This is a genomic window from Microbacterium maritypicum MF109 (assembly GCF_000455825.1).
GTDB classification, from domain to species: Bacteria; Actinomycetota; Actinomycetes; order Actinomycetales; family Microbacteriaceae; genus Microbacterium; species Microbacterium maritypicum_A.
Map to the genome: position 1 here is coordinate 150633 of NZ_ATAO01000250.1, position 23108 is coordinate 173740.

Below are 23108 nucleotides of genomic sequence, written 5' to 3' on the forward strand. Positions count from 1 at the left end.
CGAGTGCTCAGTCCAGATCGAACACCTCGAGCTGACGGATCGTGACCTCGGCCTCCGCACGCACGCGGAGCGCCGGGGTCACGACCCGGTCGGTGAGCGTGAACGGCGTCGTGCGATCGCGAAGCAGAGCCTCCTGATGCGTCGTCGTCACGGGAGTCCAGTTCTCGTCCGCTCCCAGGATCTCCCAGCACAGTGCAGACGAGTTCGAGGCGGCCGTCGTCGTCACACTGAGGTCGCTGACGCCGCGCGGCTCGGGGAACCGCCACCCGACCCATTCCCCGGCGCGGAGGGTGACGCCGGGATCCCCCGCCGGATCCCCGTCGTCGAAGACGCGCTCGGGGTGCGCGAGCGCCACGGAGGAGATGACCTCGCCCCCGGTCGAAGTCAGGTCCGCGCGCCAGGGTTCGGGGGTGTCGCGCGGAGTCGGCTCGCCGGTCTCGAGCGCGCACACGGGGTCGTCGCCGAAGACCAGGTCGAGCACGACGTCGCCGGCGAGAGCGTCGATCGGCAGCGTGGCCGACGCCATGGGAGCCCCGTCGAGTCGCGCCTCCTGCAGCACGTGGGCCGAGGGGGAGGAGCGTCGGGACCGGATGCGCAGGGTCGAGCCGTCGCCGCGATCCACGCGGATGTCGTCGAAGAGCGGTGATCCGATCCGCAGATGTCCGGAGGCGAGCTCGAGCGGGTACAGCCCGAGCGCCGCCCACAGCCACCACGCGCTCATCTCGCCGTTGTCCTCGTCGCCGGGGAAACCCTGGCCGATGTGCCCGCCGGCGAACAGCCGTCCGGCGAGCTCGTTCACGAGGGGCGCCGACCGCCACGGGCGATCGCTGAACGCGTACATGAAGGGGATGTGGTGAGCGGGCTGGTTCGAGATCGCGCACATCCCGGAACGCAGCGCCCTCGCCTCGCGTTGCTCGTGGATGACGGTGCCGTACGCGCCGCCGAACCGTTCGTCCGCGGTCTCCGGCTCCGCGAAGAGGGCGTCGAGGTGGCGGCCGAAGCCCGCTGGACCCCCGTAGAGCTCGGCGATGCCTGCTCCGTCGTGCACAGCCCCGACCGACATGCCCCAGGCATTCGTCTCGACGTTGTCTCCGCCCCAGGATCGCGGATCGAATCCGGGGGTGCGCGCACCGCTGTCGTCCCTTCCCCGGAAGAACCCCGTGCCCTCGTCGAACAGTGTGCGATACGACCGGGATCGATTCGCGAAGTACCGGGCGAAGGATCGATAGCGTGCTGATTCCGATCCGGAATCGACGTCGGAAGCCCGCTGCGCGGCGAAGCGGCCGAGTGCGGCATCGCTCACCGCGTTCTCGATGCTCCAGCTCATGCCCTCCGGTACGTCCGAGGAGATGTACCCCGTGAATCGTCCCCTCGCGATGCCCTTGCGCCCGCGGCGTGCGTCCGGCCCCGGCTCGCACGCGTTCCGCCACCCGCTCTCGAATGCGCCGACCCAGTCGAACTCCACGCCCCAGCGGGCCGCGTCGGCGAAGATCTGGTCGCTTGAGGTGCCGACCATGCTGTCGACGTACCCCGGCGCGCTCCATCTCGCCATCCACCCTCCGCGGCGATACTGCTCGAGCTGGCCGTCGAGCAGCGTCCCGGCGAGCCCCGGATCGAGCAGGGCGAGCGCCGGCCATTCCGTGCGATAGGTGTCCCAGTACCCGTTGTTCACGACGAGCTTCCCGTCGACGGCCGGTGCCTCCTCGCCGGAGGGGTGTCGTGCGGCGAACACATCGGCGAACCGCCAGGCGGGCGTCTCCGGGGTGCCCACGTTCTCGGCCGCGCTGTTGGGGTACAGGTGCATGCGGTGCAACGCCCCGGCGATCCGGGAGCGATGCTCTTCGTCGGCGAGCGTGCGATAGGGAAGGTCGGCGTCGGGCAGCGGCGGGATCGTCACGCGCGACAGCAGCCGATTCCACGAGGCGGCGCCGGCGTCGCGCAGTTCCTCGTAGGCGACCGAGGGCGGTGCCTCGGTCTGCAGAGCATGCCGGGCCTGCGCCACGGAGAGGAAGGAGAGGCCGATCCGCACTTCGAGCGACCCACGTCCACCGACGGAGCCGGCGACCGCACCGCGTCCGTCGTCATCGAGCGGGCCCTGCGCGAGCGCCGGACCGTCCCCATTAGCGTCATCGCCGGGATGCCGCACCGCTCCCGCGAAGTAGCACCGGGGCGCATTCCCCCACTCCTCGGATCCCTCCGGGATCCACCCCTCGAATCCTCCGGCGTCCGTCCAGGCGAGGTGGCCGTCGTCGGTGAGCTGGTCGATGACGAAGCCGACCGGGGCATCGGGGTCTGCGCTGTGCACGCGGAAGACGGCCCCGTGCGCGGTCGCGGTCATCTCGACGCGCAGGCCGTCGCCGAGCTCCGCCGCGTACTCGTGCGGTCGCGCGCGCTCGGAACCGTGAGTGATCCAGCGGCGGCGGCCGGCGCGGTGCGAGGTGGGCGTGCCGAGGAACGGCATCAGCTGCAGCACGGAACGATCGCCGATCCAGGGGCTCGGCTGATGGGAGAACTGCAGGGCTTCGAGACGACGCCCCTGCGGGTCGTCGTGCACGAAGGGGCGGTAGGGCCAGCGGGAGTCCTCCGCATCGGTCGACGGCGTGACGAACGTGAATCCGTGGGGGAGGGCGACCGCCGGGATGGTGTTGCCGCGCGAGAACCGCGGGCCGGAGTGCGAGCCGCGTCGGGTGTCGACGCGTTCGACGGGGGCGACGTCGGCCGGCGTCGGCGTCTTCTGCTCGACCTCGACCTGCACGTAGCCCGTGCATCGGGCGGGGAGGTCCGCGGCGTGGGGAAGCGAAACGGTGCCGAGCACGAGCTCGACCACACCGCGGCGGCCCGCCGAAGGGGCGAGCGAGACGGTGTCGGCGTTCCACTGCTCGGGCAGGCTCCATCGGGCGTCGAACTGTGCGTGCGCCGTGACAGGGAAGTCGTAGCGGTCGCGCACGGCGGCGACATCGCTCAGTCGCGTGCCGTCGGCGAGGCGCACGTCGACCGTCACGGCGAGGGCCGCGTGCGGGGCCAGGGTTGCATCGGGACCGTCGGCGTAGAACGCCCAGTGCAGCACGGTGTCCGGGGTGATCTCGAGATCGTCGAACCCCGGGACGTCGATCCGCTGCTCGCCGGCGGAGGGGTCGAACACGAAGGCGTGCACCGGGCTCGACAGCACACCCGATCGGGGACGGGACGACGGGGGATCTGCCGGCCCGTCCGCCGGCGTGAGATGCACGGCGCTCACCCCTTGATCGCGCCCTCCTGCACGCCCTTGAAGAAGAACCGCTGCGTGAACGAGAACATGATGACGATCGGCACGAGAGCGATCATGGTGCCGGCCGCGATCAGGCGCGGGTCGACCGAGAAGCTGCTGTTCAGGTAGGCCATCCCGACCGTCAGCGTGTACTTCGACGGGTCGGACAGCACGATCAGCGGCCAGAGGTAGTCGTCCCAGGCGCCGATGAAGGCGAAGATCGCGACCACCGAGACCATGCCGCGGATGTTCGGCCACACGATGTGCCGGATGCGCTGCCAGGTCGTCGCACCGTCGACGGTCGCCGCATCCAGCACGTCCTTCGGGATCATGCGGCAGGCGGTGGCGATCAACAGCACGTTCATCGCGCTGATCGCGCCGGGGAGGAAGACGCCCCAGAGGGTGTCGGCCAGGCCCAGGGCGCGGATCGTGAGGAAGTTGCTCGTCACCGTGACCTCGCCGGGGAAGAGCAGCGTCGAGAGCAGGATCCCCATGACGATCCACTTGCCACGGAACCGCATGCAGCCCAGCGCGTAGCCCGCGAAGGTGGCCAGGACCACGTTGCTGAGGACCGTGCCGACCGAGACGAGCAGCGAGTGCCAGGCGTACAGGTACACCGGGACGATGTCGGCGACCCTGGTGTAGTTCTGCAGGGTCGGCTCGCGCGGGATGAGCTCGGGCGGGAAGGAGTAGATGTTCTCCTGGGCGCCCTTGAACGAGGTCGACAACTGCCAGAGGAACGGTCCGATGACGATCACGAGGACGAAGAGGAGGAGCGCGTATCGGCCGATCAGCCCGCCGAGGGTCGGCTTGCTGAAGTCGCCGGAGCCGCGGCGGCGGAACATGCGCTCGCGGGTCGGTGCAGCCGGCTCCTCGGAGGCGCGGACGTCTTCCGCTGAACGGGGTGGCGTGAGCGTGCTCATGCGGAGACCTTCGCCTTCTTCTCGCGATTCATGACGGCGATCGCGACGAGCGGGATGAGGGTGAGCAGGAACAGCGCCACGCTGATGGCGGAGGCGTACCCGATGTTCCCGTTGAGGCCGGATCCCACCTGACGGATGAGCATCACGAGCGACATGTCGTATCCCCCGGGACCGCCCGTGCTCTTGGACAGCACGTCGAGCTCGGCGAAGACCCTCATCGCCGACACGGCGATGAGCACCGAGATGAGCAGCATCGCGCCGCGCACGGAGGGGATGGTGACGGACAGGAACCGGCGGAACGAGCCGGCGCCGTCGAGCATCGCGGCCTCGTGCAGCTCCTTGCCGACGTTCCCGAGCGCCGCGAGGTACACGACCATGTAGTAGCCCAGGCCCTTCCAGACCGTGAGCAGGATCGCGCAGCCGAGCAGCAGCCACCGGTCGACGAGGAACGCCATCGGCTTGTCGATCAGCCCGAGGAACTCGAGCGTCTGGTTGATGATGCCACGGCTGTCGAACAGCCAGGTCCAGATGAGGGCGACCACGACCACCGAGGCGATCACGGGGAAGTAGAACGTGGTGCGGAAGAACGAGATGCCGGGGAGCTTCTTCTGCACGAGCAGCGCCAGCAGCAGCGGGAGGATCGTGAGCAGCGGCACGCACACGACCACGTAGATGAGGCACGTCGTCAGGGCGTTCCAGAACATCTCGTCGCCGAACATGCGCTCGTAGTTCGCCCCGCCCACGAACTCGGGGTTCCGCAGCGGCCGGGCATCGGTGAAGCTGAGGAAGACCGTGTTCAGGAAGGGCCAGAGCGCGAACACCAGCACCCAGGCGACGGCGGGCCCGAGGAGCAGCCAGGGTGTGAACCACCGATGGGTTCTCATCGTCTTCCTGCCGGCCCGGATGCCGGTGTTCGCACGCATGGCTTACTTGTCCACGCGGTTGGCGTTGGCGTACTCGACGATCTTGTCGAGCTGGGCCTTGGAGTCCGCCTCGCCGTTGACGGCGAGGGCGATCTGCTGGGTCATGTAGGTGGCCATGTCGGAGGTCCACTGGAACGGCAGCGCCTTGGCGTCCTTCATCGCGCCGAAGACGGTATCGATCGCCGAGAGCTGCTTCTCGTCGGTGACGGTGGAGGCGATGTTGTCGACGACCTCGTCGCCGCCTTCGGCGGTGCCGGGGGCGGTGCCGACGGCGAGCGACGAGAAGGCCACCTGGTTCTCCTGGTTCGTCGCGAACTCCGCGAATGCGAGTGCGGCTTCCTTGTTGTCGGAGTCGGCCGAGACGTTGAGGCCCTGCACGTACAGGGGCGCGATGCCGAGCCGCGGCGTGGCCACCGTGCTCGCGAGCAGTGCCGGTGCGTCCTTCTGCAGATCGGTCGTGAAACCGGTGCCGCCGGTCGTGAAGGCGACCTTCTCCTGGATGTACGCCTCCGCATTCCCGCCGTAGTCGCCGGTCAACGCCTCGGCGGGCATCGCGCCCGCCGCGTACGCGTCGGCGTACTTGTCGATGATCGCGGCGGCCTCGTCGGTGTTGAAGTCGAACTCTCCCTTGTCGTTGATGACCTCCATGCCGGCGGCAGTGAACGTGTCGAGGGCCGGGATGGAGGAGAGGAGCTGCACCTTTCCGCCGGACTCCGTCGCCACGTCCTTCGCGAGCGTGAGGAGTTCGTCGACGGTGGTCGGGAGGTTCTCCTGGGTGACGCCGAAGGGAGCGAGCTGGGCGAGGTTCCACCAGGACGCGTCGCTGGAGAGGTACCACGGCAGCCCGTAGGTGCCTTCCATGCCGGGGTACTGGCTGTAGGCCTCCCAGGCGCCGGTGTTGTAGCCCGACTTCAGGTCGGGATCGGCGGTCTCCAGGTCGACCAGCTTGCCCGCCGCCACCAGCGGGTAGGCGATGTCGGGCGGGAGGTTCAGCACGTCCGGAAGAGTGTCGGCGTTCGCCTGGCTCAGGATCTTGTCCTGGTAGCCGTCGCCCGGCTGGTCGAGCCACTCGACGGTGACGTCGGGGTGCTCCTTCTCGAAGGCATCGATCAGGTCTTCGAAATAGGGAGTGAACTTCTCGTTCTTGAGCGACCATGTCTGGAACTGGATCGTGCCGCTGAGCTCGCCCGAGGTGTCGATGGGGCCCGAGGCGCCGGAAGAGCCCCCGCCTCCCGTGCAACTCGTCAGCGCCAGAACGCCGATGCTGAATGCTGCCAGAGCGACAATGCGTGTGGGAACTTTCATCGTGCTTCTTCCTCGAGGCGGGCGAATCCGCGTGACGTCCGGATCAGCGGCCTGCGCACACCGGGGACTACAACGCTTTAGCAGATGAAACCATCCGATCCCCTCCCTGTCAAGACGGTCCGTCGACGGAATACCGGTGACCGGCATCGCAGGGTGGATCACCTGTTGCTCAAGCGTTATAGTGGTGCGAAATCCGCCCTCTCCGAAGGGCATGTCCGAAAGGCCTGACACATGATGCAGCGCGGCGCCCTCGATGCTCCTCTGAGGTTCGGGGCGAACTACACGCCGTCGAAGAACTGGATGCACTCCTGGCTCGACTTCACCCCCGACGACGTGCGCCGCGACTTCTCGGCCCTCGCGGAGCTCGGCCTCGACCATGTCCGGGTCTTCCCGCTGTGGACCGTGCTGCAGCCGAACCGCACTCTCATCCGCGAGAAGGCGATCGACGATGTGCGCGCCGTCGTCGACATCGCCGGCGAGTTCGGCATGGACGCCAGTATCGACGTGGTCCAGGGGCACCTGTCGAGCTTCGACTTCGTGCCGTCGTGGTTGTACACGTGGCACGACAAGAACATGTTCACCGATCCACGGGCGCTCGAAGGTCAGGTCGCGCTCGTCGACCGGCTCGCCCGGGGTCTGCGCGACGCTCCGAACTTCCTCGGGCTGACGCTCGGCAACGAGACGAACCAGTTCTCCGCGCACACGCATCCCTCTCCCTGGCCGGTCACGCAGGACGAGGCCGGCGGCTGGATCTCGGCCCTGCTGCAGGCGGCGGAGACCGCGGCGCCCGGGCTCCCGCACGTCCACAGCGAGTACGACGCCGTCTGGTACATGGACGGTCACGGCTTCACCCCGGCGCATGCCTCGCGGCTGGGGGCGATGACCACGATCCACTCCTGGATCTTCAACGGCACCGCGCAGCGCTACGGTGGCCGTTCCGTCGCTTCCGATCGCCATGCCGAGTACCTGATCGAGCTCTCCCGCGCCTTCGCGACCGACCCCGACCGCGTCGTATGGCTGCAGGAGGTCGGGGCGCCCTCGAACTGCCTCGCCGATGACGAGATGCCGGATTTCCTGGAGGCGACGGTGCGCTCCGCCGTGCGCACCGAGAATCTGTGGGGCATCACGTGGTGGTGCTCGCATGACGTGAGCCGTGACCTCGGCGACTTCCCCGAGTTGGAGTACACCCTCGGTCTGATCGGTCAGGACGGTGCAGCGAAGCCCATCGGCCGCCGGCTCGCCGAGATCATCCCCGAGCTGCGGCAACGGGTCGCGGCGCCCGCGAGAGACACCGCGATCGTCGTGGACGTCGACGAGCGCGAGGTTCCCGTGAGCCGGGCGGCGCTGAGCCCCGGCGGAGCGGTGTTCCAGGCCTGGGTCGACGCGTGTGCCGCCGGCCTCGATCCCGCACTGATCACGTCCCGTGACGCGCTCGATCCCACTGCGCTCGATGCGCGGGGGATCCGCCGACTCATCCGTCCCGATGCATCGGCCGATGTCGTCGACCCCTACGGATCGGTCAACACCGTCGTTCCGAGCTGAGGGCGGCTCACCCGAGGCGGGAGGGCGGGGCCGTGCTCTCGCGCGCGGTGAGCACGGGTGTCGGACCCTCGACGCTGGGCAGGTTGGCTCCCGCCTCGATCTGCTGCAGCAGGAGAGTGGCGGCGCGTTCGCCGAGCTCGAAGGTGTCGCGCGTCATCGCCGTGATCGAGGGGTTGATCAGACCGGCGATCACCGAGTCGTCGAACGAGGCGAGCGAGACGTCGCGCGGAACCGCGCGTCCCATCTCCTGCGCGACGCGCAGGCCGGCGACGGCCATCACGTCGTTGTCGTAGACGATCGCCGTCGGTCGCTGCCGGCCCGACAGCAGCGCCCGCGTCACGGCGGAGGCGCGGGCGGGCGAGAAGTCGGTCGTGATGACCTCGCCCTCGAGGCCGTCGACGGTCATGCGCTCGAGCACCTCGGCGCGCAGTCGCGTGTGCTCGAGTTCGGCCGGACCGGCCACGTAGGCGATGCGGGCGTGGCCGAGGGCGGCGAGGTAGGAGAAGAGGGTCTCGGCGACCGTGTCGTCGCCGATCCAGACGCTCGGCACCGAGCCTTCGGGGGAGGGCTCGGACCCGATCATGACGGCGCGCGCGTCGAGGGCCTCGATGCGTCCGATGCGCGGGTCGTCGTCGCGGGGGTCGATGAAGATGAAGCCGTCGACCTGGTTGGAGGAGCGCCACTGGCGGTGCACCTCCATCTCCTCCGCGATGTCGGCGACCAGTCGCAACTGCAGGCTCACCTTGCTCTCCGACAGCCGCGACTCGATGCCCGCGATCAGGTCGGTGAAGAAGGCCTCGGAGCCGAGGGAGCGGGCGGGGCGGGCGAGGGCGAATCCGACCGTGTTCGCGCGGGCCCCGACGAGTGCCCGCGCCGCGGAGCTCGGCTGCCAGCCGTTCTCCTCGACGATCGTGAGGATGCGATGCCTGGTCTCGTCGCTCACGCCGGGGCGGCCGTTCAGCGCGAACGACACCGCACCGGGGGAGACCCCCGCCATGCGCGCGATATCGGCGATCGTCACGCGTTTCGCCGGGCTCATAGTCCCTCACCCTACTTGATCGGTTTAGCCTCGGGAAAGAAGCGCCGACGTGCCTTAGACTCTTCGACTAGATCGCTTTAGTACACCAGATAGCATCAGTCGCAGCGCATCACCAGCAGACCCGAATCAGCCCTCACCGTCGAGCCCGGAGATCCCCCCATGCATGACGACACGTCGCTCGCCGAGGTGGGCACTCGTCTGCAGTCGGCAAGAGGTGAGGAGATCGCGCGATGGCTGGCGATCCCGCAGCCGACGACCCTCGCGCTCAGGGTCGGGGCCTGGCGCCCGTCATCCGTACGGGTCATCGCCGAGGAGCCCGAGTACGCGCGGGAGGCGGAACGGCTGTCGGGCGAGCTCGCAGCCCTCGGCATCCCGAGCGGCGAGGCCGCGGTGATTCGGCTGCGGCGCGGGGACGCCGACGGCGACGGCGACACGGCCGGCGACAGCGAGTCGTTCGAGATCGACGTCGACGCCGACATCGACGTGCGGGCGGCCGGAGCCGCCGGAGCGTTCCGGGCGACGCGACAGCTGCTGCACAACCTGCGCGCGCAGGGGCGGGTGCCGAAGGGGCGGGTGTCATCGGTCCCTGTGGTGGCGGAACGGGGCTTCCACCTCGACGCCGCCCGCCGCTACTTTGCTGCCTCGTGGATCATCGCACTGCTGCACGCGCTCGCCGACGTCGGGATCACGACGTTCCAGTGGCACGTCTCCGACAACGAGGGTTTCCGCATCGGGTCGACAGCCTTCCCCGAGATCGTCTCCCCCGCGCACGTCACCCGCGTGGAGGCAGCGGCCGTGGCGGACGCGGCCGCTGACCTGCACATCGACCTCGTGCCCTCGCTCGACATGCCAGGGCACCTCCGCCACGCCCTCTCCGTGCACCCGGAGCATCGGCTGCCGGCAGCTGGCGGACCGTGCACCGACCATGCGCTCGACATCACCCGTGCCGAGTCCATCGACTTCGCGTCGGCGCTGATCGACGACGTCGCCGCCGTGTTCCCGCACAGCACGAACTGGCACCTCGGCGGAGACGAGTTCGTCGACTTCGCCCGCATCGACGAGTACCCCGCGCTCGCAGAAGCGGCACGAGAGCGGCATGGGCCATCCGGCACCGGTTTCGACCTGCTGACGGGTTTCGTGAACGAGATCGCCGTGCATCTCCGTGCGAAGGGGCTCGCCCCCCGGGTCTGGAACGACGGGATGCTGCGTAGTGGAGAAGTCGTCCTCGATCACGACATCGTGCTGACCTGGTGGACGAACTGGCATGCGCAGATGCCGTCCCTCGGGGTGGGCATCGAAGCCGGCAATCCGCTGGTGAACTTCCACGATGCGCTGTTCTACTACGTCCTCGGAGAGAAGGCGGGCTACCTCTACCCGACGAGCGAGCGCATCTGGGAAGCCGACTGGCATCCCGGGCTGTTTCCGTCTCTTCCTGGCGGGGCGCGGCAGGAGATCCGGCCGCCCTATCCGCAGCGGCTCCTCGGAGCGTCGTTCTCGGTCTGGTCGGACGATGCCGCAGCGCAGACGCCGGTCGAGGTCGCAGACGGCATCCGTCGACCACTTCGCGCCATGGCCGAGCGCGCCTGGAACGGAGGGAGCTCGCTCTCGCACGACGACTTCTGCGCGATCGATGCGGCGATCGGTGTCCCGACTGCCGTCACCACGACCGCATCCACCAGCCACACGACCGCCACCAGCCACACGACCGCCACCACCCACCTTCGAGCCCGGAGATCCACCCATGCATGACGACACCTCGCTCACCGTCGGCCGCGTCAAGCGCGTACTCGAAGAGCGCATCCGCCCGGCGATCCACTCGGCCTCCGTGCCGTTGGACGTCGAGATCCACGAGCTGCCCGGCGAGCCGATCGCGCCCGCGGAGGGACTCGCCCTCGACTACGCGCCCGGCGCTGTCGGCGCTCCCTGGGGTCCCGCGTGGGGCACCACGTGGTTCAAGCTCACCGGTCTGGTGCCGTCCGAATGGGCGGGGCGGCGTGTCGAAGCTCTCATCGACCTCGGCTTCGACGTGAACATGACCGGTTTCCAATGCGAGGCCCTGGCCTATCGCCCGGGTGGCGCGGACGGCGACCCGATTCCCGTGAAGAGCATCAATCCGCGCAACCAGTGGGTTCCGATCGCCGAGACGGCTGCGGGAGATGAGCCCGTCGAGCTGTACCTCGAGGCCGCGTCCAACCCGGTGCTCCTCGACTACCACCCCTTCCTGCCCACGCAGGAGGGCGACATCCTCACCTCCTCGAAGGAGCCGCTCTACCGCGCGCGGCGGATGGACCTGGCCGTGTTCGAGCAGGAGGTCTTCGACCTGTCCCTCGACCTCGAGGTGCTGTTCGAGCTGCAGGCCGAGCTGCCGGCGACGTCGCCCCGCCGCATGCGCATCCTGCAGGCCATGGACGATGCCCTCGACGTGCTCGATCTGCAGCACATCGTGCAGACCGCTCCCGACGCCCGCGCCCGCCTCGCCGAGGTGCTGGCCGCTCGGGCCGAGGCGAGTGCGCACCGCATCTCGGCCGTCGGGCACGCGCACATCGACTCGGCCTGGCTGTGGCCGGTGCGCGAGACGATCCGAAAGGTCGCACGCACGACCTCGTCGATGACGACGCTCATCGACGAGCAGCCCGAGTTCCAGTACGGCATGTCCAGCGCGCAGCAGTACGCCTGGATCAAGGAGCACCGCCCCGAGGTGTGGGAGCGGGTCAAGGCCGCTGTCGCCTCCGGGCGATTCCTGCCGCTGGGCGGCATGTGGGTCGAGTCCGACACCGTGATGCCGACCGGCGAATCGCTCGTGCGGCAGTTCTCGCACGGGCAGCGGTTCTTCGAGCGCGAGTTCGGCATCCGCTCGAAGGGGGTCTGGCTGCCGGACAGCTTCGGCTACTCGCCCGCCCTGCCGCAGCTGATGCGCCGTGCCGGTTTCGAGTGGTTCTTCACGCAGAAGATCTCGTGGAACCAGCAGAACGTCTTCCCGCACCACTCGTTCCTCTGGGAGGGCATCGACGGCTCGCAGGTGTTCACGCACTTCCCATCGATGGACACGTACAACTCGCAGCTGAGCGGCATGGAGGTGGCGAAGGCGTCGCGCCAGTTCAAGGAGAACCGCCTCAGTTCGCGGTCGATCGCTCCGGTCGGCTGGGGCGACGGCGGCGGTGGCACCACCCGGGAGATGACAGGCAAGGCCGAGCGCCTGCGCGACCTCGAGGGCAGTGCGCAGGTGGTGTGGGAGCACCCGGACGTCTTCTTCGACGCGGCGAAGGCGGAGCTGCCGAATCCGGCCGTGTGGGTCGGCGAACTGTACCTCGAGCTGCACCGCGGCACGCTCACCAGCCAGCACGCCACGAAGGCGCTGCACCGTTGGGCCGAGCACGCGCTGATCGAGGCCGAGCTGTGGGCCGCGACCGATGCCGTGCGCACCGGCGCCGACTACCCGCAGGCCGAGTTCGACCGGTTGTGGCAGGCCGTGCTGCTGCACGAGTTCCACGACATCCTGCCCGGCACCTCGATCGCGTGGGTGCACCGCGAGGCCGTCGCGGTGCTGTCGGATGTGCTGTCGGACGCGCGCGACATCGCCGATGCCGCCCGCCGCTCGCTCGCCGGCGACGGTGATCGCGCACTGCGCTTCGAGCCGACGTCCGTCGGGTATGCCACGAAGGGCGGCCGCGCGCTCGGGGCGGCGTTCGTCGCCGAGCCCACGGCAGCACCGGTGTCGCTCACGGAAGAGAATGGCGGCTGGCGCCTGGAGAACGAGCTCGTGTCGGTGCTCGTCTCGGCCGAGGGACTCATCGTCTCGGCGGTCGACAAGGCCTCCGGGCGTGACGCCGTCGCGCCGGGTAAGGCCGCGAACCTGTTCCAGCTGCACCAGGACTTCCCGAACATGTGGGACGCGTGGGACATCGATCGGTACTACCGCAACAGCGTCGACGACCTCACCGGGGTCTCGTCGATCGAGGCCTCGGTCGTGAACGGCGTCGCGCAGATCGTGGTCGTCCGTGCGTTCTCGGAGTCGACGATCACCCAGACGATGCTCCTCGCTCCGGATTCGCGCACCGTGCTGCTGCGCAACGAGGTCGACTGGCACGAGACCGAGAAGCTGCTCAAGCTCGCCTTCCCGCTCGACATCCAGGCCGCGCACACCGAGGCCGAGACCCAGTTCGGGTTCCAGTCGCGCGTGACGCACACCAACACCAGCTGGGAGGCCGCGAAGTTCGAGACGTCGATGCACCGTTTCGTGCTCGTGCGCGAGCAGGACTTCGGCGCCGCCCTCGTGAACGACTCGATCTACGGCTACGACACGTCGCGCGAGGTCTCGGACGATGCCGTGACCACGACGGTGCGGCTCTCGTTGCTGCGGGCGCCGCGGTTCCCCGACCCCGACACCGACCACGGCGTCCACGAGATCGAGGTCGGCTTCGTGATCGGCGCGGATGCCGCGATCGCCACGGCCGAGGGCATCCGGATCAACACCCTCCCGTCGATCGTGCGCGGTGAGCGGGAGGTAGAACCGCTCGTCTCCGTGCAGGGCGAGGGGATCGTCGTGTCGGCCGTCAAGCTGGCGGACGACGGCTCGGGTGATGTGATCGTGCGTGTGTACGAGGCGCTCGGCCGTCGCGCGGTCGGTGAGCTGTCGGTCGGGTTCGCACACCGAGACGTGCGCGAGGTGAGCCTGATCGAGGACGACATCGAGGAGGCGCGGATCGGTGGCGAGCTGCGGCTGCGCCCGTTCGAGGTGCGGACGCTGCGCATCGTGCGCTGAGTGAAGTGTGATCAGGCGCACGCGCGGGATCAGGCGGAATGTCCGCGGAAGGGCCTGATCTCGCGTGCCTGCCGGTTGTGGCGACCGGTGCCCGGGAGGACGATGGCGAGATGGTGAGCATCGAGGATGTGCGCGCGTTCGCCCTCGCCCTTCCCGGCGCCGAGGAGTCGGTGAGCGGTCACACGGGTGAGGCTGCCTGGCGGCTGAAGAGCGGACAGTTCGCGTGGCTCCGCGGCCCGAGCGCGACCGACCTGCGGGAGCTGGCGGAGCTCGGACGTGAGTGGCCGGCGGGAACGGTGCTCGCGGTGCGCGTCGCCGACCTCGAGGAGAAGGAGGCGCTGCTCGCCGCAGAACCCGACGTGCTCTTCACCATCCCCCACTTCGACGGATACCCCGGATTGCTCGTGCGTCTCGACGCCGTCGACCGCGCCCGGATCGAGGAAATCATCACCGACGCCTGGCTGGTGCGGGCGCCCTCCCGCGTCGCGAAGAAGTGGCTCGCGGAGCGCGGGCTGGAATGAGAGAGGCGCGGACGTGGACGTCGGCCAGGCGGCGCGGTCCTCGCTCGCGGCGCTCCCTCGCGATCAAAGCCCCGTCGAGCTCGCTGGATCGGAACCATGTCCGGCCGCGGGCGTCCCCGGCGATCCGCTGCGAGACGAGATGGTCTCTAACCGGGGGCGCTTCCACGAAGTATCCGACGGGAGCCAGATTCCTGAGCAGCAGTCGGCGAATGGAAGGCCCGAACCGCACGGGCAATCTTCCTGATCCTCGATCGGTCGATCGGGGACCATGTCTCCCGACGAGAGTGTGTCGTCGTTCTCATCGATCCACTCATTCATGCCGGTACGCCAATACGTGTCCATGCCGAGGTGCCAGGCGGCGGATTCACCCAGGACCTGTGCGGTGTCCTCGATCCACCGCGCCGCAGGTCCCAGGAACGCCGTGAAATGCCACCCGGCCAGAACGATATGTGAGAGGCAACCCCCGAATCCCCGGAACTGGACGATGTTGGCCTGTGCCCGTGGGTTGACATCCGGTATGACCGTGTTGGCGAGCCGATAGCCCTCCACGGCGAGTCGGCTCGCAGGGTAGACGTCGGACACGATCATCTTCACCAGCTCATTGGTCTCGCCGCGTGAGAGCGAGTTTCGGGAGTAGAGCGTCGCTGGTGAGAGATGTGCCTTCAAGACGATCCCCGCAAGCGCCCTCTTCACAAGCGTCGTGTCGACACCAGCCAAAAGGACGTCGCCGTCGGACGGCGACGCCGTGACAGAGATGGATGTGAGCGCTGGGGTTGTGCCGCTGGTCAGGGTGGAGAGGTAGCGCTCGGCATCTCCCAACCGCTGGTCACACTCCCGGCAGAACAGGTAGCTCTTGATGAAGTCCTGTCGTTTCGTGACGACGCCGCGAGAGTTGTAGACGCCGAGCAGCCCGCCTTCGTTCTTCGCCCAGCGGGCTGCCCACTTCGGCGTGACGTGCCCCAGGACCAACGGCTTGACCGTTCGGCACAGTCCGCATGGCTGTACGACTTCAGCTCTGAGGTCACTCCCGACGATGAGCGACGAGCGAGGCCCTTCGATGATGGCCTCGCGGCTTTGCGTGGGGCGAATCGCACCAGACACGGCTCTCCGCTGTCTCTGCTCCCGTCTCCTCGATGCATTTCCCACGTCGGCAATGTTTCCATAGCATCGACGTGGCAGTGATGCGCTAGAACGGGAGCATGACTTCAGACGTGACGGGGATCGGCGGTCTCTTCTTCCGCAGCAGGGATCCGGAGGCACGGGCCACGTGGTATCAGCAGCATCTCGGCATCAGCGCCGGTCACACCGGCACCTGGCAGCAGGACGCGGGGATGACCGTCTTCGCGCCGTTCCCCGCCGACAGCGACTACTTCGCCGCCGACCAGCAGTTCATGCTGAACCTGCGCGTCACCGACATCGAACAGCTCGCCGTGAGGCTGGAATCCGAGGGCATCCCGGTGGAGCGCCGAGACGAGTGGAACACCGAGGAGTACGGGACGTTCGCCCGCATCCACGATCCCGAAGGTCTCGCGATCGAGCTGTGGCAACCACCGGCGGAATCGTCTTGAACCGAGCCACCTCCGCGCTCAGGCCGGATCGAGGCGCAGCACGTCGGGCGATTCGCCGCCGGTGAGGTCGTCCGCGATGCGGAGGCTGCGCGCCAGATCGTCGAGCGCGCCGATCAGCGTGCCGAACCGTTCCTTGTCGCTGCACACCGCTGTCAGGGTCACCAGGTGGGTCCCGGTGTCCCAGGTGTACGTCGCGAACGGCGGCGACGCCGGCGCCGGCGGCATCGGTACCAGCAGCTTCTCGCCCACGCCGAGCCGGGTGGGGAACGACTCCGTGTCGTCGTAGTCCATCGGCATCGAGGCCCGCGCGATGCGCACATCCGGCGTCAGGACCTGTGCGGTCGCCATCGCCACGACAAGCTCCGGCTCGGCCTTCCACGTCCACACCAGCACGCGTCCGTCTGCCCGCTTCATGAGCATCGGCGCCGCCTGGCTCATCGCCCACGCGCCGAACTTCGAGCCCGGCCGCTCCGTCGCCCCCACGGCCGCATTGACCTGACCGAGCAGCATCCGGATCGCGGCCTTGCGGTGGCGGCGGCCCTTCCAGCCGAGCGAGTCCGTCACGGGAATCCACAGCTGGGGATCGGCGTCGGCAGTCAGTCGCATGGCTCCACGGTATCGGCTGCACCTGAGGGATGCCCGGTACGCCTCGGCCGCGCGAACAGGGCCCTCGGGTAGAGTGGCCAGCGCCCGACCAGGGCTTTCCCTTGGCCGCCACATCGTAAGGCAGCATGTCTGTGACCTCCTCCGACGATCCGATCGATCCGTCGAGCGGCCCCGCCGCCGAACCCGCGCCCCGACCATTGAAGATCGTGATCGGCTGCGACACGTTCGCGCCCGACATCAACGGCGCCGCCCGGTTCGCCGAGCGTCTCGCCGCCGGCCTCGTGCAGCGTGGCCACGACGTGCATGTCGTCGCCCCCAACCAGGCCTATCGCCGTGCGCAGCCGCACACCGAGGTGATCGAGGGCGAGCCGATGACGCTGCACCGTCTGCCGTCGTTGCGCTGGGCGCCGCACGACTGGCTGCGCTTCGTGTGGCCGTGGCGCTCGAAGCACTACGCCCGCAAGGTCCTCGACCATGTGCAGCCCGACGTCGTGCACATCCAGTCGCACATCGTGATCGGCCGCGGTCTCGCGTACATCGCGCACGAGCGCGGGATCCCGGTCATCGCCACGAACCACGTCATGGCCGAGAACATCCTCGACCACACGACCATGCCGAAGTTCATCGACGACCTGGTCCTCAAGTTCGCCTGGGCCGATGCGAAGCGCACCTTCGACATGACCCGCGCGATCACCACTCCCACCCGTCGCGCCGCCGACTTCCTCGAGAAGACCGTCGAGGTGAAGGGTGTGATCCCGGTCAGCTGCGGCATCGACCGCACGCAGTACACGCCGGTGATCGCCCCGCGCGACGAGAACCGGATCATCTTCGTCGGCAGGCTCACCGCCGAGAAGCAGGTCGAGGTCATCCTCAAGGCGATGACGAAACTCGACCCGGCACTGGAGACGACGTTCGACATCGTGGGCGGCGGCGATCAGCGCAAGCAGCTGGAGCACCTGACCGCGCAGCTCGGACTCGCCGACCGTGTGACCTTCCACGGACGGACGAGCGATGAAGAGCTCCGCGCCCTGCTGTCGCGCGCGAGCCTGTTCGTGATCGCCTCGATCGCCGAGCTGCAGTCCATCGCGACGATGGAGGCCATGGCCTCGGCTCTGCCGATCGTCGCCGCGGACGCCGTCGCCCTTCCGCACCTCGTGCACCACGGTGAGAACGGATACCTGTTCGAGCCGGGGAACGTCGATGCGCTCGCCGCGCGCCTCACCGACGTGCTCACGGCGGAGCCCGCGGAATACCAGCGGATGCAGCAGGCATCGCTCGACGGCGTCGCCATCCACGACATCAACCGCACCCTCGACACCTTCGAGGCGCTGTATCGCGACGAGCCGCTGCCGGAGTAGCACGCATGCACGGTACCCCCATCCGATCACGCCGCGGTGACGCGCCGGCGGCGGAGTAGCACGCATGCACATCGTCTTCTTCGGCGACCAGCACCTCGACTCGCTCGGCGGTGCGCAGGTGTCGATGCGGCTCCAGCGGGAGTTCCTCGAGCGTGCCGGTCACATCGTCACGGTGGTCGCCCCGAAGATGCACGGGTCGCGCCATTCATCCGGCTCGCACGGCGGCGCGTACATCGACCTGCCGTCGATGCCGATCACGACGGATCGCGAGTACGCGATGAGCTGGCCGGGGCGTGGGAGCGACCGCTTCCTCGACAAAGCCATGACCCATCGTCCCGCGGTGGATCTGGTGCACGTGCAGGCCGACTTCTGGGGCGCGTTCATCGGGCACCGTTACGCGCAGCGCCACGGCATCCCGGTCGTGCACACCATGCACAACCGCGTCGACGTCGGCATCGCCGCCGTCACCCCGCTGCACGGGCCGGTGCTGGCGGCGCTGAACATCTGGCGCCGGATCGCGATGCGCGGCATCGGAGTCCCCGTGCCCGGCACCGACGGCTGGGCGTTCCTGCGAGGACTCGCCGCCGGAGCATCCGCCGTCACCGCGCCCTCGACGCACTTCGCCCGCCGCCTCGAACAGCACGGTGTCTTCCCGCACGTGGACGTGATCTGGAACGGCATCGACGACGACCTCCGCGCGCAGACGCTCAACGCCGGGCCCGCAGACCGCACGCCGGGACGCCCGCGCTTCGTGTGGCTCGGCCGGATGAGCCCCGAGAAGCGACTGCTCCCGTTCCTGGAAGCGTTCATCGCCTCCGGCATCGATGCGGATCTCGAGATCATCGGCGGCGGAGCGCAGCGTTCCGCGGCAGAGAAGATCGTGCGCGGGCGTGGGGGCATCCGATTCGCCGGCCGGTTGACCTACCCGCAGACGCTGGCGCGGATCGCCGCGGCCGATGCCCTCGTGCAGACGTCGATCGGCTTCGAGACCCAGGGCATGACCCCGTTCGAGGCGGCGACGCTCGGAACCCCGTCGGTGATCTGCGACCCCGACATCGCGGCGGAGCTCGGCGGCGGACTCTGGGCCGTTCCGGATGCCGAGGAGTCGGCGAGCGGACGAGACCTCGAAGCCCAGCGCACGGCAGCACTCGCCGAGACGCTGCGGCAGGCCGCATCCGATATCGCCGCGGGCACCGCACCCGCCCCGCTCCCCGAAGTGGCCGAAGCCTTCCGGCAGTCGTCGCGCACGGCGGCGATGGTCGAGGTCTACCGGAGGGTTCGCGCCGACAGCTGAACCGGCGCTGGCTCAGAGGTAGGCCCTGGCTCAGAGGTAGGCGCCGTCTCAGAGGTACTGGTACAGGGCGATCGTCAGTCCGGTGACGGCGATCCCGATGGCACCGGCCCCCGCGATGCCGACGGCGATGCCCGTGAGCAGCCGATTCGTGGGCCGGCGCACCGCGATCAACCCCAGCACGAGGGCGACGACGTAGGCGAAGAAGCTGAGGATTCCGATGCCGTTGTCGAACGCGAGCATGAACGCGAATCCGCCATCACCGCCGTAGACGAACGGCCGGGCGACGGAGCTGAACAGGTTGACCGCGAGAGTGGCCACCGCGATCACGAACGCCGCGACCGCGAGCGGGTTGCCGGTGCGGGCCTGCGCCGGGGGTATCGCCTGGCCGGGGAACGCGGGATGCGCCGGTGCGTACGCCTGCCATCCGGGAGTGGGCGCCGGATACGCCGTCGGAGACGACGGTGGATAGGGCGCCGAGGAAGCCGTCGAGGAGGGAGGTGAGCCGTCGGGCGCGGGTGCAGGAGACGGAGGCGGCGGGGTCGAGCGCTGCGGCGTGGCCGGATACTGCGCTGCGGCCGGATACTGCGGTGCGGCGGGCAGATGCGCGGTCGGGACGGGAGGCTGCTGAGGCTCGCTCATGACGACGAGCGTAGCCGCCGCTGCGAGGATCGGCGGCAGGCGATCAGCGATAGACGTGCCCGGACTCGGCCTGGTGGCCGACGTCGCGGCCGGCGACGCGCGTCCAATCGGTGGGGGTGCGTCGGTAGCCGTCCCGGCGCAGTTCGATGACGGTGGCGACGGTCGCCCACGCAGCGAGGAGGAGGAGTGCGATGAGGAGTACCATGGCAGAAACGCTACGTTCGATGTTGAACAGCCACGAGTGGCAGAATAGACTATGAACGTCGGAAAACTGCCAACAGGAGTGAGTATGAAGACGGTCGCCTGCGTCATCCAGGACGGGTTCGCGCCCTTCGAATTCGGCGTGGCCTGCGAGGCATTCGGCCTCGACCGCGCCGACGACGGCGTGCCGAACTTCGACTTCCGCATCGTCGCTCCCCGTGCCGGTGTCGTGACCTCGAAGATCGGCTTCTCGGTCAACGTCGAGCACGATCTGACCTTCGCCTACGACGCCGACCTCGTCGTGTTCTGCCCGCTCCCTCGGGAGAGGTGGGGCGACATCGATCCGCTCCTGCTCGACCTCGCCCGTCACGCGGTGGCACGCGACGCCTGGGTGATGAGCGTGTGCAGCGGGTCGTTCATCCTCGCCGCCGCAGGAGTGCTCGACGGTCGGCGCGCCACCACGCACTGGATGTACGCGCACGTCATGGCCGACATGTACCCGCAGATCGACATCGACCCCGACGTGCTGTTCGTGCAGGACGGCAAGATCATCACGAGCGCGGGCACGGCCGCCGGGATCGACGCGTGCCTGCACCTGCTGCGGCAGGAGGTGGGAGCGGAGCTCACCAACCGCATCGCCCGCCGCATGGTCGTGCCGCCGCAGCGCGACGGCGGGCAGGCGCAGTTCATCGATCGCCCGATCCCCGTGGTTCCGACCGACTCGCTCGCGGCCGTCGCCGACTGGGCGGTCGAGCACCTGCGTGACGACCTCGGCGTCGATCAGCTGGCGGCAAAGGCCCTGATGTCACCGCGCACCTTCGCCCGTCGGTTCAAGGCCGAGTACGGCGCGACACCCGCGGCCTGGTTGGCGCGTCAGCGCATCATCCATGCGCAGCGGATGCTGGAGCGCACCGACCTGCCGCTCGAGCACATCGCCGACGAATGCGGGTTCGGCTCGGCGGCCGTGCTGCGGCAGAACTTCGCCCGGGTGCTCGGCCTCACCCCCACGGCCTATCGCGCGCGGTTCTCCTGTGCCGAGGATTCGGCGGTTCCCGCGGCCTGAGCGACATCGGCTCCTCGGCCGGTCCGCTACTCAGTCCAGTGGGCCGGCGAGGGGAGCGTGACGTCGTTCACCTCGACGCCGCCGGGGGTCACCGTGGCGATGCAGTACAGCAGCGACTGCGTGGGGTAGCCATGCGGACGGTTGTCGCGGATGATCGCCCGGTCATCCTCCGCGGGCAGCGCGGTCGAGGAGGCGAGCAGAGCGGTCCACTCCGTGGTCCAGTCGTCGCTGTCCGCCGTCGGTCCCAGGGCGCGGAACTCCGGCAGCCAGGCCTCGATGCGCGGGGTCGTCGCGTCGTCGAGGTCGTCATGCGCGATCATGTGCGTGCCGGGATCGATGGTCGTCTCGCGCAGCTCGACACCGTCCCACGACAGCACCCGTGCACCCTCGGGGCGCACCTCGAGCAGGTTGAAGCCGTGCATGGCCAGCGGGGCGACGGGGGAGCGGCCCCTCACCGACTCCAGCGCGAGAGCGCCACGAGAGACGGCGCGCGCATCGGGAAGGCCGCCCACGTCGGCGCGGTTCAGCAGCACGGCGAGCCGACGTTCGGCGGGGTTCGCGGCGAGCCAGGCGCCACCGGCGCGGCGATCGCGGATCCCGACCACGCCGGGGTAGTCCTCCGGCCACCAGGCTCCGAGCGAGTCCCATGCGCGTAGCGGGTCTTCATCGCGGACCGCGAGAAGACGTGCGGATCCGGCATTCTCGACATCGATCACGACCGTGCACACGGACCCCAGTCTAGGTCGGGGATGAGGTGTCGGCCCATGGCGGCGGATGCTGGGGCAGAATCGAGACGTGAACATCGTCGTCGGAGTCACGGGCGGCATCGCCGCGTACAAGACGGTGCACCTCGTGCGCCTGCTCACGAAGGGTGGGCACGACGTGACCGTGGTGCCCACCGAGGATGCGTTGCGCTTCGTGGGATTGCCCACATGGGAGGCGATCAGTCGGCACCCGGTCACCACGAGCGTGCACGAGGATGTGGCGAAGGTGCGGCACGTGGCTCTCGGTCAAGCCGCCGAGCTGGTGATCGTGGCACCCGCGACCGCGAACTCCCTCGCGAAGATCACCGCGGGCCTCGCCGACGACCTGCTGGGCACCACGCTGCTCGCCACCGAGGCCCCGGTGCTGCTCGCTCCGGCGATGCACGCGGAGATGTGGCGGAATCGCGCGACACAGGCGAACATCGCCACGCTGCGTGAGCGCGGCGTCCACATCGTCGGCCCGGCCGACGGAGAGCTCGCCGGCGGTGACAGTGGACCCGGCCGCATGTCGGAGCCGGAGGACATCTTCGCCGCGGCGCAGGCGCTGCTGGCCCCCGGTGACCTCGCCGGGGTGCGGGTCGTGGTGTCGGCCGGCGGCACGCGGGAGCCGATCGACCCCGTGCGCTTCCTGGGCAACCGCTCCAGCGGTCGGCAAGGCGCGGCTCTCGCGGCCGAAGCCGCCGCGCGCGGCGCCGAGGTCACCCTGGTCTCGGCCAACATCTCGGGCGATGTGCTCGCCGAGGTGCGGCATCCGTCGATCCGCATCGTGCCGGTCGGCGCGGCGGCGGAGCTCTCCGCGGCGATGAAGCGGGAATCCGCCGACGCCGACGTGGTCGTCATGGCCGCGGCGGTCGCGGACTACCGCCCGGTCGAGGTGTCGGAACGCAAGCTCACCAAGGAGGGCGGCGGGATTCCGGCCATCGAGCTGGTCGAGAACGAGGACATCGTCGCGGCACTCGCCTCGTCACGCCGACCGGGGCAGTTCGTCGTCGGTTTCGCCGCGGAGACCCCGGAGGACGAAGCCGAACTGCTCGCCCGCGCGCGCGGCAAGCAGCGGCGCAAGGGCGTCGACCTGCTGGTGGTGAACGAGGTCGGCTGGGAGCGCGGGTTCGAGTCCGCCGAGAACGCGGTGCACATCCTCGGGCCGGGTGGTGTCGACGCCGGGGTGGCATCGGGGTCCAAGCGCGCCGTCGCGGCGGCGATCTGGGATGCCGTCCGGCGCGAGCGCTGAGCGCAGGATCGGCGACGGCGGGCGGGGGAACGGACTGGAGGAGAATCTCGGCGAGTGCTAAACTTGAGTCAACACAACTCAACTTTGATCCCGCCTCCCGATCCGGCAGGCGGGAGACGACC

General features: G+C 69.1%; 19 protein-coding genes. 9 read left to right on the forward strand and 10 right to left on the reverse strand.

Annotation, left to right across the window (positions count from 1 at the left end; translation table 11 throughout):
• Nucleotides 1-7: 7 nt before the first annotated feature.
• Genes L687_RS41285 through L687_RS41300 form a run of 4 tightly spaced genes read right to left on the reverse strand, consistent with a single transcriptional unit; the run spans nucleotide 8 to nucleotide 6398 of the window.
• Complete coding sequence (locus tag L687_RS41285; protein WP_021201714.1) at nucleotides 8-3238, reverse strand: GH92 family glycosyl hydrolase; 3231 nt, start codon at nucleotides 3236-3238, stop codon at nucleotides 8-10.
• Entirely contained in the window at nucleotides 3235-4170 is a 936-nt protein-coding gene (locus L687_RS41290; protein ID WP_021201715.1) for a carbohydrate ABC transporter permease, read from the reverse strand. The genes L687_RS41285 and L687_RS41290 overlap by 4 nt, the downstream gene beginning before the upstream one ends.
• Nucleotides 4167-5093: a carbohydrate ABC transporter permease gene (locus tag L687_RS41295; RefSeq protein ID WP_021201716.1), complete on the reverse strand. Its 927-nt coding sequence runs from the start codon at nucleotides 5091-5093 to the stop codon at nucleotides 4167-4169. Before L687_RS41295 ends, L687_RS41290 begins: the two co-directional genes overlap by 4 nt.
• A gap of 3 nt (nucleotides 5094-5096) precedes the next feature.
• On the reverse strand, nucleotides 5097-6398 hold the full coding sequence (locus L687_RS41300; protein ID WP_021201717.1) for an ABC transporter substrate-binding protein: 1302 nt from the start codon (nucleotides 6396-6398) through the stop codon (nucleotides 5097-5099).
• 231 nt (nucleotides 6399-6629) lie between these two features.
• Between L687_RS41300 and L687_RS41305 the strand changes: the two genes are divergently transcribed.
• Complete coding sequence (locus L687_RS41305; protein ID WP_021201718.1) at nucleotides 6630-7940, forward strand: glycoside hydrolase 5 family protein; 1311 nt, start codon at nucleotides 6630-6632, stop codon at nucleotides 7938-7940.
• A gap of 7 nt (nucleotides 7941-7947) precedes the next feature.
• On the opposite strand, the gene L687_RS41310 is transcribed toward L687_RS41305, so the two are convergent.
• A complete protein-coding gene (locus L687_RS41310; RefSeq protein WP_021201719.1) occupies nucleotides 7948-8979 on the reverse strand; it encodes a LacI family DNA-binding transcriptional regulator in 1032 nt (343 codons plus the stop codon).
• Between the two features lie 159 nt (nucleotides 8980-9138).
• Between L687_RS41310 and L687_RS0122270 the strand changes: the two genes are divergently transcribed.
• From L687_RS0122270 to L687_RS41320, 3 genes are all read left to right on the forward strand, one after another.
• Nucleotides 9139-10728 carry a family 20 glycosylhydrolase gene (locus L687_RS0122270; protein ID WP_021201720.1) on the forward strand — a complete coding sequence of 530 codons (1590 nt, stop codon included), beginning with the start codon at nucleotides 9139-9141 and terminating at the stop codon, nucleotides 10726-10728.
• A complete protein-coding gene (locus L687_RS41315) occupies nucleotides 10721-13741 on the forward strand; it encodes an alpha-mannosidase (RefSeq protein ID WP_021201721.1) in 3021 nt (1006 codons plus the stop codon). The genes L687_RS0122270 and L687_RS41315 overlap by 8 nt, the downstream gene beginning before the upstream one ends.
• A gap of 110 nt (nucleotides 13742-13851) precedes the next feature.
• Entirely contained in the window at nucleotides 13852-14262 is a 411-nt protein-coding gene (locus L687_RS41320; protein WP_031208403.1) for an MmcQ/YjbR family DNA-binding protein, read from the forward strand.
• Nucleotides 14263-14325: 63 nt separating this feature from the next.
• On the opposite strand, the gene L687_RS41325 is transcribed toward L687_RS41320, so the two are convergent.
• Nucleotides 14326-15363 (reverse strand): SEC-C metal-binding domain-containing protein, encoded by a 1038-nt coding sequence (locus L687_RS41325; protein ID WP_021201723.1) that lies wholly within the window; start codon nucleotides 15361-15363, stop codon nucleotides 14326-14328.
• A gap of 98 nt (nucleotides 15364-15461) precedes the next feature.
• On the opposite strand from L687_RS41325, the gene L687_RS41330 reads away from it, so the two are divergent.
• Nucleotides 15462-15830 (forward strand): VOC family protein, encoded by a 369-nt coding sequence (locus L687_RS41330; RefSeq protein ID WP_029259327.1) that lies wholly within the window; start codon nucleotides 15462-15464, stop codon nucleotides 15828-15830.
• An 18-nt stretch (nucleotides 15831-15848) separates the two neighbouring features.
• On the opposite strand, the gene L687_RS41335 is transcribed toward L687_RS41330, so the two are convergent.
• A complete protein-coding gene (locus tag L687_RS41335) occupies nucleotides 15849-16436 on the reverse strand; it encodes a hypothetical protein (protein WP_021201725.1) in 588 nt (195 codons plus the stop codon).
• A gap of 125 nt (nucleotides 16437-16561) precedes the next feature.
• Between L687_RS41335 and L687_RS41340 the strand changes: the two genes are divergently transcribed.
• Nucleotides 16562-17794: a glycosyltransferase gene (locus L687_RS41340; protein ID WP_021201726.1), complete on the forward strand. Its 1233-nt coding sequence runs from the start codon at nucleotides 16562-16564 to the stop codon at nucleotides 17792-17794.
• Between the two features lie 64 nt (nucleotides 17795-17858).
• Nucleotides 17859-19088, forward strand: a complete 1230-nt coding sequence (locus L687_RS41345; RefSeq protein WP_021201727.1) for a glycosyltransferase — start codon at nucleotides 17859-17861, stop codon at nucleotides 19086-19088.
• 48 nt (nucleotides 19089-19136) lie between these two features.
• Here the strand turns inward: L687_RS41345 and L687_RS42950 are convergent, their stop codons facing one another.
• Nucleotides 19137-19727 carry a hypothetical protein gene (locus tag L687_RS42950; RefSeq protein ID WP_031208407.1) on the reverse strand — a complete coding sequence of 197 codons (591 nt, stop codon included), beginning with the start codon at nucleotides 19725-19727 and terminating at the stop codon, nucleotides 19137-19139.
• Between the two features lie 43 nt (nucleotides 19728-19770).
• Nucleotides 19771-19932, reverse strand: a complete 162-nt coding sequence (locus L687_RS42955) for a hypothetical protein (RefSeq protein WP_021201728.1) — start codon at nucleotides 19930-19932, stop codon at nucleotides 19771-19773.
• 84 nt (nucleotides 19933-20016) lie between these two features.
• Here L687_RS42955 and L687_RS41350 point away from each other — a divergent pair, with 84 nt between their 5' ends.
• Nucleotides 20017-20991, forward strand: coding sequence for a GlxA family transcriptional regulator (locus tag L687_RS41350; RefSeq protein WP_021201729.1), 975 nt, complete (start codon nucleotides 20017-20019; stop codon nucleotides 20989-20991).
• Nucleotides 20992-21017: 26 nt separating this feature from the next.
• Here the strand turns inward: L687_RS41350 and L687_RS41355 are convergent, their stop codons facing one another.
• Entirely contained in the window at nucleotides 21018-21719 is a 702-nt protein-coding gene (locus tag L687_RS41355; RefSeq protein WP_021201730.1) for an NRDE family protein, read from the reverse strand.
• A gap of 67 nt (nucleotides 21720-21786) precedes the next feature.
• On the opposite strand from L687_RS41355, the gene coaBC reads away from it, so the two are divergent.
• Nucleotides 21787-22986 (forward strand): bifunctional phosphopantothenoylcysteine decarboxylase/phosphopantothenate--cysteine ligase CoaBC, encoded by a 1200-nt coding sequence (gene coaBC, locus L687_RS41360; RefSeq protein ID WP_031208410.1) that lies wholly within the window; start codon nucleotides 21787-21789, stop codon nucleotides 22984-22986.
• Nucleotides 22987-23108: the final 122 nt, after the last annotated feature.

Excerpts from the sequence above, each read along its gene's own strand:
- L687_RS42955 (WP_021201728.1), bottom strand. The coding sequence starts at position 19,932 with ATGGTACTCCTCATCGCACTCCTCCTCCTCGCTGCGTGGGCGACCGTC.
- L687_RS41335 (WP_021201725.1), bottom strand. The coding sequence starts at position 16,436 with ATGCGACTGACTGCCGACGCCGATCCCCAGCTGTGGATTCCCGTGACG.
- L687_RS41350 (WP_021201729.1), top strand. The coding sequence starts at position 20,017 with ATGAAGACGGTCGCCTGCGTCATCCAGGACGGGTTCGCGCCCTTCGAA.
- L687_RS41315 (WP_021201721.1), top strand. The coding sequence starts at position 10,721 with ATGCATGACGACACCTCGCTCACCGTCGGCCGCGTCAAGCGCGTACTC.
- L687_RS42950 (WP_031208407.1), bottom strand. The coding sequence starts at position 19,727 with ATGAGCGAGCCTCAGCAGCCTCCCGTCCCGACCGCGCATCTGCCCGCC.
- L687_RS41340 (WP_021201726.1), top strand. The coding sequence starts at position 16,562 with ATGTCTGTGACCTCCTCCGACGATCCGATCGATCCGTCGAGCGGCCCC.
- L687_RS41290 (WP_021201715.1), bottom strand. The coding sequence starts at position 4,170 with ATGAGCACGCTCACGCCACCCCGTTCAGCGGAAGACGTCCGCGCCTCC.
- L687_RS41345 (WP_021201727.1), top strand. The coding sequence starts at position 17,859 with ATGCACATCGTCTTCTTCGGCGACCAGCACCTCGACTCGCTCGGCGGT.
- L687_RS41305 (WP_021201718.1), top strand. The coding sequence starts at position 6,630 with ATGATGCAGCGCGGCGCCCTCGATGCTCCTCTGAGGTTCGGGGCGAAC.
- L687_RS41330 (WP_029259327.1), top strand. The coding sequence starts at position 15,462 with ATGACTTCAGACGTGACGGGGATCGGCGGTCTCTTCTTCCGCAGCAGG.
- L687_RS41300 (WP_021201717.1), bottom strand. The coding sequence starts at position 6,398 with ATGAAAGTTCCCACACGCATTGTCGCTCTGGCAGCATTCAGCATCGGC.
- L687_RS41310 (WP_021201719.1), bottom strand. The coding sequence starts at position 8,979 with ATGAGCCCGGCGAAACGCGTGACGATCGCCGATATCGCGCGCATGGCG.
- L687_RS41295 (WP_021201716.1), bottom strand. The coding sequence starts at position 5,093 with ATGCGTGCGAACACCGGCATCCGGGCCGGCAGGAAGACGATGAGAACC.
- L687_RS0122270 (WP_021201720.1), top strand. The coding sequence starts at position 9,139 with ATGCATGACGACACGTCGCTCGCCGAGGTGGGCACTCGTCTGCAGTCG.
- L687_RS41320 (WP_031208403.1), top strand. The coding sequence starts at position 13,852 with ATGGTGAGCATCGAGGATGTGCGCGCGTTCGCCCTCGCCCTTCCCGGC.